The 12,306-nt window shown below is 45.8% G+C and carries 13 protein-coding genes; 7 read left to right on the forward strand and 6 right to left on the reverse strand.

Annotation, left to right across the window (positions count from 1 at the left end; translation table 11 throughout):
- Positions 1 to 137: 137 nt before the first annotated feature.
- The 5 genes from ACRRSW_RS20455 (at position 138) to ACRRSW_RS20475 (ending at position 4,847) form a co-directional block, all read left to right on the forward strand.
- Complete coding sequence (locus tag ACRRSW_RS20455) at positions 138 to 1,190, forward strand: LysR family transcriptional regulator (protein ID WP_439037766.1); 1,053 nt, start codon at positions 138 to 140, stop codon at positions 1,188 to 1,190.
- Between the two features lie 74 nt (positions 1,191 to 1,264).
- Complete coding sequence (locus tag ACRRSW_RS20460; protein ID WP_432460299.1) at positions 1,265 to 2,290, forward strand: TRAP transporter substrate-binding protein DctP; 1,026 nt, start codon at positions 1,265 to 1,267, stop codon at positions 2,288 to 2,290.
- Positions 2,291 to 2,345: 55 nt separating this feature from the next.
- A complete protein-coding gene (locus ACRRSW_RS20465; protein WP_432460300.1) occupies positions 2,346 to 2,819 on the forward strand; it encodes a TRAP transporter small permease in 474 nt (157 codons plus the stop codon).
- Entirely contained in the window at positions 2,819 to 4,096 is a 1,278-nt protein-coding gene (locus ACRRSW_RS20470; protein ID WP_432456131.1) for a TRAP transporter large permease, read from the forward strand. The genes ACRRSW_RS20465 and ACRRSW_RS20470 overlap by 1 nt, the downstream gene beginning before the upstream one ends.
- Positions 4,097 to 4,100: 4 nt before the next feature.
- Positions 4,101 to 4,847 (forward strand): M15 family metallopeptidase, encoded by a 747-nt coding sequence (locus tag ACRRSW_RS20475; protein ID WP_432460301.1) that lies wholly within the window; start codon positions 4,101 to 4,103, stop codon positions 4,845 to 4,847.
- A 14-nt stretch (positions 4,848 to 4,861) separates the two neighbouring features.
- Here the strand turns inward: ACRRSW_RS20475 and ACRRSW_RS20480 are convergent, their stop codons facing one another.
- A complete protein-coding gene (locus ACRRSW_RS20480) occupies positions 4,862 to 5,569 on the reverse strand; it encodes a PEP-CTERM sorting domain-containing protein (protein WP_432460302.1) in 708 nt (235 codons plus the stop codon).
- Positions 5,570 to 5,791: 222 nt separating this feature from the next.
- Here ACRRSW_RS20480 and plsB point away from each other — a divergent pair, with 222 nt between their 5' ends.
- Complete coding sequence (gene plsB, locus ACRRSW_RS20485) at positions 5,792 to 8,185, forward strand: glycerol-3-phosphate 1-O-acyltransferase PlsB (RefSeq protein ID WP_432460303.1); 2,394 nt, start codon at positions 5,792 to 5,794, stop codon at positions 8,183 to 8,185.
- A gap of 6 nt (positions 8,186 to 8,191) precedes the next feature.
- Here plsB and ubiA read toward each other — a convergent pair whose 3' ends face one another.
- Both ubiA and ACRRSW_RS20495 read right to left on the reverse strand, forming a co-directional pair.
- A complete protein-coding gene (ubiA, locus tag ACRRSW_RS20490; protein WP_439037778.1) occupies positions 8,192 to 9,031 on the reverse strand; it encodes a 4-hydroxybenzoate octaprenyltransferase in 840 nt (279 codons plus the stop codon).
- A 31-nt stretch (positions 9,032 to 9,062) separates the two neighbouring features.
- Positions 9,063 to 9,617: a chorismate--pyruvate lyase family protein gene (locus ACRRSW_RS20495; protein ID WP_432455713.1), complete on the reverse strand. Its 555-nt coding sequence runs from the start codon at positions 9,615 to 9,617 to the stop codon at positions 9,063 to 9,065.
- Between the two features lie 223 nt (positions 9,618 to 9,840).
- On the opposite strand from ACRRSW_RS20495, the gene ACRRSW_RS20500 reads away from it, so the two are divergent.
- Positions 9,841 to 10,242 carry a flagellar basal body-associated protein FliL gene (locus tag ACRRSW_RS20500; RefSeq protein ID WP_432455712.1) on the forward strand — a complete coding sequence of 134 codons (402 nt, stop codon included), beginning with the start codon at positions 9,841 to 9,843 and terminating at the stop codon, positions 10,240 to 10,242.
- Here ACRRSW_RS20500 and glpG read toward each other — a convergent pair.
- The 3 genes from glpG to ACRRSW_RS20515 form a co-directional block, all read right to left on the reverse strand.
- Positions 10,223 to 11,065, reverse strand: coding sequence for a rhomboid family intramembrane serine protease GlpG (glpG, locus tag ACRRSW_RS20505; RefSeq protein ID WP_432460305.1), 843 nt, complete (start codon positions 11,063 to 11,065; stop codon positions 10,223 to 10,225). The two genes, ACRRSW_RS20500 and glpG, sit on opposite strands and share 20 nt — an antisense overlap.
- Positions 11,062 to 11,388, reverse strand: a complete 327-nt coding sequence (glpE, locus tag ACRRSW_RS20510) for a thiosulfate sulfurtransferase GlpE (RefSeq protein ID WP_432455710.1) — start codon at positions 11,386 to 11,388, stop codon at positions 11,062 to 11,064. Before glpE ends, glpG begins: the two co-directional genes overlap by 4 nt.
- Positions 11,389 to 11,599: 211 nt before the next feature.
- A complete protein-coding gene (locus ACRRSW_RS20515; protein ID WP_432455709.1) occupies positions 11,600 to 12,301 on the reverse strand; it encodes an ABC transporter ATP-binding protein in 702 nt (233 codons plus the stop codon).
- Positions 12,302 to 12,306: the final 5 nt, after the last annotated feature.

Genomic DNA, 12,306 nt, shown 5'->3' on the forward strand with positions numbered 1-12,306 from the left:
TGATACCTTCTCACCCTCCACCAGCACTGGCTTTACCAGCTTACCCGTCCCCTTTGGCTGCTCAAGTAAGCAGAACCATGATTTAGCGATCTCACTTTTAATGATTTTAATCACTTATTAAAGCGGTGTATGGTGAGATGGCAAAACCATATGCTGATGCGCCAAACAACATGGCCACAGAAAATAGAATGGCTCAATCGACACGCAAAACAACATCACTCAAAGAAGAAAGTACCGCGATGAAACAACTAAACCCTAGAGCACTTGAATTTTTAAATGCAATCGAGCGCTACGGTTCGCTGCGAAAGGCAGCTGTCAAACTCAATGTTGATCCGTCGGCGATTAGCCGAGCACTCAGCCAACAAGAAGAGAAACTCGGTGTCAGTATTTGGGATCGTGCCAATAACAACAATTTAATTACCCCTTCTGGCCAAGAGCTACTGCACTACTTTAGAAGAATGCAAGCCAGCGAGGCCGTCACTATCTCCAAAATTCATGACTTACTCGGCTTACGCGCTGGCGAGGTAAGGCTCGCCATTGGCGAAGGTTTTATCACCGACCTCATATCAACCTCACTGCAAAGCTTTCTCAATCAATATCCAGGAATTCAACTGAGCGTGCAAATGGCTGGTGCCAAGGAAGCCATTCAACTGCTAGAAGACGACCAAATCGACTTTGCGGTTACTTATGCCTCGGTGAATCAACCCAGCTTTTTATGCCATATCGAAACAATTCACCCCTTAGATATTATTGCCCCAATCCACCACCCTTTAAGTCAACTCAAACGCAAAATTGACATTCGTGAAGTGGTCAACTTTCCCCTAGCCCTAATCGATCAATCTACAGGCATGGGTCGCTTAGTGAATATTGCTGAAGAGACTGGCGGGATTTCTCTAGTGCCTCGTTTACGAACTAACTCGGTCGCGGTGTTAAAAAACTTTGTCTCTTCTGGGGCAGGGATCACTTTTATGCCTCGCTTAACCGTTCAATCAGAAGTCAACGAGGGCACTATTGCGGTTGTCGAGACCAATCACGATATTTTGTCACAAGCCAAAGCACGGGTACTCAGTAAAAAAGAGCGTGAGCTTACCTTACCGGCAAAAGCCTTGCTCACCCATTTACAAAACTCAACTCAGTTTCTTAATCACGATGCGCCGCAAGATATGTTGAGTTTTTTGCAACACGAATGATATTGATTGATCAACAACACAACATATAAGGTGCTTATACACCCATAAATTGCAATATGAAAAAAGGAATCGACATGTTTAGCAGTTTAACTACTCCGGTAACAAAGCGTTTGTGGTCAGCCAGTGCCGCGTTAGGTATTAGTCTTCTATTCAGCAGCGTACTGTCTGCTCAAACCATTAATTTAAGCTATAACGGTGCGCCCGATGCAGACAAAAATGCAGTACACCTATTTGCGAGTAACTTAAAACAAATTCTCGCAGACAAAACCCAGGGAGAACTTCAATTAAAGCTTTATCCCAATAGTATGCTCGGCGAAGAAGAAGAACGCATGGAACAGGTGATGAATACCCCCAGCCTGAACATTGCTTCTTTTGGCGGGATCTCACCTCAGTTCCCTGAAATCTTTGTCAGCGCCATCCCTTTTATGTTTGGCACTTTCGAGCAGGCTCATCAGTTTTTTGATCAAGGTGAATACTGGAAAAGCGCCCAACAAGAATTTTACAAGCGCACCAATACTCACCTGTTAGCCGTCGTTGAAGAAGGAGGGTTCTTAGCCTTTACCAACAATAAACGTCCAATCCACTCTCCTGCTGATTTCAAAGGCTTACGCTTCCGAGCCATGGACAAAAGCCAGGTCGCATTATACGAATCATTTGGCGCTTCTGGCACACCGATCCCATGGACCGAAGTCTATATGGGCTTACGTACCGGCGTTGCCGATGGTCAAATGAACCCACCAATGTATATCATTTTGGGGAGTCTGTTCGAAGTACAACAGTACTTAACACTGGCCAACATTCAATACTCCGATCAGTTCTTAGTGGCCAACGATGCACTACTCAAAAGCCTTAGCCCTAAGCAACGTAAAGCTTTAGAAGAAGCGGTAAACCAAGCCAATGGCATGAACCGCGAAGCTGTTGAATCACAAGTCGAACAGCGAATTCAATTCTTGGCAGATAAGGGGATGCAAGTCTATCGTCCTAGCGCACAAGAACTGGCCGCATTTAAAGAAATTGGTCAGCCCTCTTATTTAGCTTGGCTTAAAGAACAAAACATCGATACAAAATGGATCGATATGGCCCTAAAAGACGCCCAATAAGGTCTCCCTTCCCCAGTAGATGAGACGCCTTAGGGCGTCTATATCGGATATAAATATGAAACACGCTATTCTTGAACGCTTCGCCAACTTGATGTTAGCCATTGCGGTCATCGCTTTTAGTTTAAATTTACTCACATTATTCTACGGCGTTTGTGCACGTTACCTGCTAAATAGTGCGCCAATATGGACCGATGAATTTTCACGGTTTGTCATTATAGCAACGGTTATGCTGGCTGCAGGAGCAGTGTACTTAAGAGATGAACACATGCGAGTCTCCATCATTGAGCGCTATCTTCCCGTAAAATTAAATCGAGTTTTGCATTGGTATCGGTGGTTACTGATATTGACGATTGCAGGCTTTTTTAGCTACACCAGCGCCCACTATGCCATCTCTCTATCTCGTTTTCATACGATGGGCCTAGGCATTAGCAAGACGATTCCTTCGTTAAGCCTTCCAATTGGTTTTGCCGTACTTTTTGTTTTGGTGCTACTTCGTGGCCCCTACCCAAATAAAGGAGCGCTCTCGTGATGCTCGTGGCCATGTTATTGGTTTTTTTGATCCACGTATTACTGGGTCTGCCGCTGTTCATTAGTCTGATATTGACGGCGATTACTGGCTTTTACTTTGTTGACCTGAGTTTATTGCCACGCATGCTACCCCAACAATTTTTTAGCGGTATTAATGTGTTCTCCTTAATGGCGATCCCCTTATTTATTCTCGCGGGTAATTTAATGAATGCCGCAGGTCTGACGCCGAAGTTGATGGATTTTGCTAAATCTTTAGTCGGCCATTTACGGGGCGGTTTAGGCTATGTAAATGTGGTCTCTAGCATTTTCTTTGCAGGCGTCAATGGCTCGGCCGTAGCAGATACCTCTGCCCTCGGGTCACTGTTAGTCCCCGCAATGAAAAAAGACGGCTACTCAACCGCTTATGCTGCAGGTTTAACTGCCGGTAGCTCCTTAATCGGACCGATCATTCCCCCTAGTATCTTTATGATCCTTTATTCATCGGTGACCAATACCTCGGTGGGGGATTTATTCTTGGCTGGGGTGATTCCAGGCATTTTATTGGGATGTGCGTTTTTGGTAATTAATTATTTTTACGCCAAAAAAGCCAATTTAAGTATTTCATCGCAGCGCCCTTCGGTGAGCCGAGTGCTTAAAGCCTTAGTTGCTGCAGGCCCAGCCCTCATTGCCCCACTGATCATAGTAGCCAGCATTGTATTTGGCTTTGTCACCCCGACCGAATCTGGGGTCTTGATTGTGGTTTATGCCCTGCTAATCGGCCTGATCAGCCGACAACTCACGATCAGCGGGGCGATGCTGGCCTTAAAAGAGACCGTGATATTAAGCTGCGCTATTTTCATCATCATTGGCGCATCATCGGTGGTTAGCTGGTTACTCGCCTATGCGCAGGTTCCCAATCAATTTGCCAGCGCATTACAACCCTTTGCTGAAAACCCGACATTGGTACTATTGCTGATTAGCTTAATCACGTTTATCACGGGAATGTTAATGGAAGAAGTTTCGGCATTAATGCTACTGACGCCTGTATTTACTCCCATCGCACTACAAGCTGGGGTTGACCCGATCCACTTGGGGATCATCATTACCATGAATATTACAATTGCTTTAATCACCCCCCCCATGGGTGCTTGCGTTTATGTTGCAGCAGCCGTCAGCAAATTAGATTTACATGAAATGTTTAAATCCATTTGGCCCTTCGTGTTAATTGCGCTAATGGTGTTATTGCTGTTAATTTTCATTCCGTCGCTAACTCTTTTCCTTCCCAGTTTATTTAAGTAATCTCATGAATCATTTCGTTACCAGAACTATTCCAGAGCAAGCGCTACCGGATTGGAAAGCGCTCCAAGAAATCCAAATTTGTGACAATAACGAGCCACTCGAGCCAATGAGTTTGTCTTCATCGATCAAGGTTTATCCGGCCTATCATAAAATGCAAATTCGCCATGCAATTTCAGAGTGTTTTGTTCGCAGTTCAGTCTTCGAACGTCTGATAGAAGCTGAGAAATTACTCCCAACTGGTATTCATTTGGTGATATTAGATGCTTGGCGTCCATTTCCAGTTCAACAATACTTATTTGATACGCTAATGAACTTGATGGAGCATGCGAATCCCGAACTCAGTCCGCAACAATGCAATGATAAAGCGAGAAATCTAGTATCGCCCCCCAGCACCGATCCCAAGGCTCCAAGTCCGCATCTAACAGGCGGATCGGTAGATGTGACCTTGTGTGACCAACATGGTCGTTTATTAAACATGGGAACTCTGTTCGACGAAGCCAGTGACGACTCATGGACCGCTGCACTCGAACGGCCAGCTTTAAGTAAAGCGCTACAGTTGGCACAGCAAAACCGACGTTTACTTTACCACGCGATGACTAACGCTGGTTTTAGCAATTTAGCCAGTGAGTGGTGGCATTATGACTATGGAAACCAGTTGTGGGCTCTAGCCACACAGCAAAGTTGTGCCTTTTTTGGAGCCACTCGACCCAGTGGTATCGAGCGGCTCTGGCAGCAACAACTACAACGATAAATCGATTTTAATCCCTATGCTGCGATGCCCTGCTTGCAACAGAACGCATCGCTTAACTTTAAGGGTCGCTGACGACGAAGCCGATAAAACATGCCTCCGACAAGCATAAATAATAGCAGGCTGGCGGGCTCATCCACCGTGGTGGCGGCAGCCACAATTAATACCGGATTGATATCGATCCAATAATAATCATTTTCATTTTGCACCAAAGGGCTTAAGAAAATAGTTGTGATTTCTGCTGGGGTTAATAAGGTAGAGCGATTCAAGCTTGGATTCATGAGGTAATTACCCGAAAGATGAGGTAAACCTAGGTTATGCCCTAATTCGTGCGCCAGCAGCTCGGCGCCACTCCAACCCGCAGCAAATGTAGATTCAACCACAAAGTCATTGCCTCGGTATTCACCGCAGCCAACGATACTTGCCGAGGTGAAACTGCCACAGGCGCTAATCGTATCAATGAAATAGAAGTTCACCACATTGGCGGGGCCTTGGTGCAAACTAAATAACTGGTTCACTTCGCTACTAGCCGTGATATCCAAAAACTCAGGATACACCAGCTCGGTGGCAGTACCGATACGAATATCGATGATTTTGCTACCAAAATTGGCTTGCGAATAGATGGCATCTAACTGCGCCTCTTTCGTCGTAATAAAGGCCGCATGCACCATATTTGGCAAGACAGCGAGAAAAAAAACAGCAATGATTCTAAGGGAAACGCTCATGACAATCCTTTGACTGATATATCGAGTTAATAAAATGTTAACAGCATTACACATAATAGTGCTGCTGACCGCATTAAGCCAATCATACGGAGCTTTTAAACAAAGCTCTAGCGCACAAAACACTTGACTTAGGTCAACAGATTTCACAGCTAGTTGCAGCCAAGTTTTAAGAAGTCTGCTACCCTGCAAGGTGTATCCATTCACCAACATAAGTTCTTTTAAATGTTACACTTGCCCTCTCCAATTTTGGCGATTTTACGTTCAAGCATTCGCTTTTTTACCCGCGGGAAATTTATTCCTGAAAATCCAATCGACGAGTTTTCTTTAGACTTGAGCCAACCGATCATTTATGTGATCCCCAGCGCATCTTTAGCTGATGTACTCACCTTGCAGCTCGCCTGTAAAGTACTGGGGCTACCAGATCCCTTGACGCCAGTCAGTTTCGCAGGGGAAATTCATCAGCGAGTGGCCTTTTTATGCGATCGACAGGGCGAGACCTCGGAAGCGACTATCAAGCAATTCACTCAGGCATTACGCGCTCATCACAGTGAACAAAACCACGATGTGCAATTAATGCCTGTAAAATTATTTTGGGATCGCTATCCTGGTCGGGAAAGCGTTGATGATTTAATGAGTGGCAAAACCAAGCGGCCCGCGGGTCCAATCAAGAAAGCTTGGCAAGTCGTGTTTAAAGGTCGCGAGAATTTAGTTCGCTTTAGTCACCCGGTTTCCTTGAAACAAATGGCACAACGCCATGGTGCCGACCAAAGAATTGGCCACAAGCTGGCAAGAGTGGCACGGATCCACTTTAGCCGTATGCAGATGATTGCCACTGGTCCGAAGTTGCCCATCCGTCGTCATATGTTTGAACAATTACTCGCCTCGCCGACCATTCGCGCCGCCATCAGCGACGAAGCCAAAAACAACCACAAAAGCCAAGCTGAAGCCAAACAAACGGCTCTCAGATATCTTGAAGAAATTGCCGCCGATTTTTCCTATCGTAACCTGCGTATGGCTGATTCAGTGCTAAGTTGGGTATGGAATAAGATCTATTCAGGAATCGAAGTAAACCACGCCGAAAAGGTTCGCCAGCTGGCACAAGAGGGTCATGAAATTGTGTATGCCCCTTGTCATCGCAGCCACATGGACTATTTACTGCTCTCCTATGTGCTGTACCACCAAGGCATGGTGCCGCCACACATCGCCGCCGGGGTAAATCTAAACTTTTGGCCTGCGGGGCCCTTTTTCCGCCGAGCGGGCGCATTTTTTATTCGACGCAGCTTTAAGGGCAACAAACTGTATTCAACCGTATTTCGTGAATACCTTAGCCAACTATTTAGTCGCGGCTACTCGGTGGAATACTTTACCGAAGGAGGCCGCAGTCGAACGGGTCGCTTATTACCCCCCAAAACCGGAATGCTCGCCATGACCGTACAAGCCATGATGCGTGGTTTGGAGCGCCCGGTCACCATCGTACCGGTTTATTTTGGTTATGAACACGTGATGGAAGTAGGCACTTACTACAAGGAACTCAAGGGAAAAACCAAAGATAAGGAATCCTTGCTTTCGCTATTTGGCATGTTAAGCAAGCTGCGTAATTTTGGCCATGGTTACGTCAATTTTGGTGAGCCAATTAACCTCAATCAACAACTCAATCAAATTGCACCACAGTGGCGAGAGAGCCATGAAGAGGGCTTGAAACCGCAATGGTTGGTTCCGGCAGTGAATCAAGTGTCTAAGCAACTCATGGAAAACATTAACAGTGCCGCAGCAGTGAACGGTTTGTGCTTAAGTGCCATTATTTTACTGGCTGCAGAAAATCGCGCTCTGCCGCGTAATCAACTAGCTAAACAAATCAGCCTTTGTAGCAGCCTGATCCGTAATGTGCCCTATAGCACTCATGTTACATTGCCAGACTTAGATGCAGATTCCCTATTGGAACAAGCCATTAGTTTGAACAAATTTGAGATCCGGGAAGACGATTTAGGCAGCATCATTGGTTTGGATGAAAAGCAGCAGGTTTTGTTAAACTTCTATCGCAATAACATCATTCACCTATTGATCATCCCAGCCTTTATTGCCGCCGTGTTATTACAGCATCGCAGCATTGGCCGATCTCAACTAGTCAGCCTACTCGAACAACTTTATCCGCTACTTAAAGGAGAGCTGTTTTTACACTATCAAGTAGATGATATTAGCCAGATATGCGAGCGTTATTTAGCTGAATTTGTCGCTTTAAAGTTAATCAGTGAAAACGGAGAGTGTTTTAAAATAGACAGCCACCGTCGTGGCCGTTTGCTACTACTGGCGCAGATTGCCCAAGAAAGCTTACATCGCTATGCCATTGTGGCGGCTTTATTGGCAAAACGACCGCACCTGACTCGTAGCGAGCTGGAACAACAAGCTTTAGCCGCCGCTCAGCGCTTAGCCAAGCTGCACCATATCAATGCACCGGAATACTACGACAAACGCATCACCAGTAGTCTGTTGGCTCTATTCCGCGAACATGGCTATAACCAAGTGGAGGTGGCTGAGAACCTATTTGGCAAACTAGCGCCACTATTAGCCGATGGCGTCTATGATTCGATCAGTGAATTACTCGATCTCGAGACTTAATTTAGTCTAAGCGGCAAACCACGCCAGCCATCCATAGTGGCTGGCAATACCAATAAATATCACCAAACCAACATAATTATTATTGAGAAACGCACTAAAGCAGGCTTCCCGTTGCCGATAACGGATTAATTTCTGTTGATAGACAAACAAAGCCGCCGCCGCTAACAAACCAATATCGAAGGCTAAGCCTAATTGCTTTAAATAGGCGATCTCGGCAAAACAGCACAAACAAGCCAACTGTAATAAACCGATTATTAGTTTGTCAAAACGACCAAATAAAATCGCGGTCGACTTTACCCCTATCTTCAAGTCATCGTCACGATCCACCATTGCATACTTAGTATCATAAGCAATCGTCCAACAAATGTTGGCTAATAATAACAACCATGCCTCAGGTGCAATCTGACCACTTTGGGCGGCATAGGCCATCGGAATACACCAACCAAAAGCCACCCCCAAAAATAGCTGTGGTAGATGAGTAATCCGCTTCATAAAAGGGTAAATTGCCGCCAATGCTAAAGCCACAACCGATAAGGCAATGGTCAGCAAATTTTGGGTCAGAACCAATAGAAATGCCAAAGCCACCAAGCCAATAAACAAGCCAAGCGCCTCGCGTTCAGAAACCAGCCCTTTGACTAAAGGGCGCTGAGCGGTGCGTTTAACGTGACCATCGACCTCACGATCGGCATAATCATTCATCACACAGCCAGCCGATCGCATTAAAAACACGCCTAATACAAAGACCAGCAACACCGACAGTTTAGGTGGTCCTTCAGCCGCCAACCACAAAGCCCACAAGGCAGGCCACAATAACAATAAGGTACCGATGGGTTTATCGGCGCGCATCAGCTGCCAGTATGGGTGTACTTTGATCAAATCAAGCACGATCGACTCCTTGATAAGCTAGGCTGGCGGGTAAAAAAAACTCAGCTACGAGTAGCGGCGCACCCGCTAATAGAAAGCGAGAGCGTCGCCCCCACAGCGGCTGCTTTGGCCCAACACTTTGCTGAAGCGCAGAATGCGCATCAACTTGGCACAGCTCTAAAGTTTGTCGCTGACCTTTGTCGGTAAACAATAACTCTCCTAAAGAGTTGTTTTGCAAATAACTCACCGCTGCAGCCTCTCCCGCTAAAGAATCCTGCGGAACGACGCTACGTGCATATACCCAAGGTAAGTCATCACAGCACAGTAAGACCTCTCTGACCCAGTAAGGCCCCTCACAATCCAAAGCCTGCCGTTCAGCCTCGGTAATTTCCAAATAGCCTTCAAATAACACTTGGATGGAAAAATGCTGGCAATGCTGGCGCAAACGTGCGGTGAGCGAACCAGGATAAAGTAACCAATCAGCTAAAGCAGTTGATTCTAATTCAACATTTTGTGGCTGTTGCCAACGACCATCGGCCTGATAAGGATAAGGCTGTTTTGAGTTCACTGGTATTACTATTGTTGAATAATGGCCTTATTATCCGGCAATTGACAGATTAAAGTAAACTCCCGATTCGCCCATTATGCTATTCTTGCGCGGTCACGTTTGCATTTCCTTTAGGCTCTTTTCAGCAACGATAAATTATTGACTAAATTTAGCTGCGCAGCTTGACCAAACGCTCGATAGCACAAACAATAAAGCTAGGACTATCAAGGAATCAAAGGATCGTATGAAATTTAGCCAAGCATTGCTTATAACATTTAGTTTGTTATTCTCCACCGTCATCAAGGCCGAAGAAGCGGGTAATCCTAGCTATGCCTATTTTGCGCTAGAACCGGATATTATTACGAACTACATTAGCACAGGGAAGAAGCTAGGCTACGTGCGAATCACCGCCGACATCATGGTAGAAAACGCAGGGGATTTAGCCAACATTGAGCATCACGCCCCGCTGATCCGCGACGCGATCATTGAAATTTTAGGCCATCAAGCCGAAGAAGATGTAAAGTCCTTAACTGGCCGAGAACAAATTCGACAGATGTGTGAAGAGGCAGTGAATGACCTCTTAGTGCAAGAAACCGGTAAAAAGCTGGTCAATAAGTTACTGTTTACTAAATATCTTTATCAGTAAACTTATCAAATACCGCCTGAGCACAACCCACGAATAAGCCAAACAGATGGGCCAGATTCGCCGTAGATGGCCCAATTACATCCATAAAGCCAATCACCAACCAGACCAACATAAAGCCCACAATTGAAGGACTTAACTGCAGCCCAGCTTTAGGACGTAGCCACCCCGTAAACCAGCAATACCCCAACAATGCATACACCACCCCAGATAAGCCCCCAAAATACGGTCCGGAAGCCAGTAGCTGTGCTACATTGGGGATCACTGCTGCGACAATCGTAATCAATAATAACTTAGAGCTTCCTAATTGACGCTCGATCTCTCCACCTAATTGCCACCACCACAGGCCATTAAACACGATATGAACAATTGAAAAATGTAAAAAAATCGGTGTGATGACCCGCCAAAACTGGGTTGAAGCGAGCATACTCAGCTGAGGAGTAATGGTCAGGTGTTCAATAAAATAACGATTAAAACCGAAGCTCATTAGCGTATAAATCACGGCTGATATCAGCAATACCAGCAGTGTCACCGGACCCGCATGAGCCAAAAAGGAGTTTTTAATCACCCCCGAGCCACCATAAGAAAATGAGGCTTTGCGACTGTCGGCCATAGTCCATGAAGCCGCATGATATTTTTCAGCATTCGGATTAGCTAAAAACTGCTCTAATTCAATTTCCGCACGTTCAAGCTGAGACTCATCGTTCAGCATAATCGCCACCCCTCGCTCCGCGGGTGCTAGTTGACACTCAATATGCAACACTGCCATATAGTCTACATAGGCCTGTGCCGCGCGAGGATTCGCCAGGACGATTAATTGCTTCACTCTGCTTCACCACTGGTGATCGGAGCCTTTACACGCCATGCTTCAAAGCCTCCCTGCAAGCTATAGACTTCTTCAAATCCTTGCTCTAATAAATACTGTGCCGCCCCCTGACTAGAAATACCGTGATAACACATCACAATTAGCGGCGTATCGTAGTCGGTATTTGCTAATAATTGATTAAGGCTACCGTCGTGAAGGTGAAAAGCATTCACTGGGTGTGCTTGAGCAAAAGACTGCGGATCACGCATATCTAATAGTAGCGCCCCAGCATTGCAAATTTTATCTTGAGCGCCATTTACGTCGATTTGTTCAAATTGTTCCATGATGATCCACTGCGAGCTATTTTGCCCACTTTAACTGGTTTACGCACAAAGAAAAAGAGACAAAACGAAGGGAATATAATGCCAACCGTTTGCTTGGGGCGCTGCAGATTCGGCATTCAGAATAATCAGTACTCATCTTTGTCACTAGCATGTTCTCGCATAAAAAAAGCAACCCGAAGGCTGCTTTCGCTTTGTGTATGAACAACCGAGCCTAGGCACCTAGATACGCCTTACGCACCTCTTCGTTCACCAATAAATTATCGCCAGTGTCTTCTAACACAATACGACCATTTTCCAGAACATAGCCTCTATCAGCCAGCCGCAGCGCTTGGTTGGCATTTTGCTCCACTAAAAACACCGTCATCCCACGTTGGCGTAATTGTTCCACGATATCGAAAATATGTTGAATAATAATCGGAGCCAAACCTAAAGAAGGCTCGTCCAATAACAGTAAGCGAGGATTACTCATTAAAGCACGACCAATCGCCAACATCTGCTGCTCCCCTCCCGACATGGTGCCCGCCCGTTGATTGACTCGTTCCAATAAACGCGGAAACAAGACATACATTTCTTGGATCCGTTGCTCGGTTTCCTGTTTACTCGCAAAAAAGGCCCCCATTCGAAGATTTTCTTCAACGGTGAGGCGCGAGAATATTCGTCGTCCCTCAGGAACCACCGCAATATCACCACGCATAATGTCATGGGTTTGGCGGTGGGTAATATCTTTACCATCAAACCATATCTGACCACTGCTGGCTCGAGGATCACCACACAAGGTCATCAATAAAGTGGTTTTACCCGCGCCATTGGCGCCGATCAGACTGACAATTTCGCCTTCATTTACCTTCACACTAACATCATGTAAAGCTTGAATCGGGCCATAGTGAGTCGATACATTTTTTAACTCTAACATTCGTC

Source organism: Agarivorans sp. QJM3NY_25, from assembly GCF_050870875.2.
Classification (GTDB): Bacteria; Pseudomonadota; Gammaproteobacteria; order Enterobacterales; family Celerinatantimonadaceae; genus Agarivorans.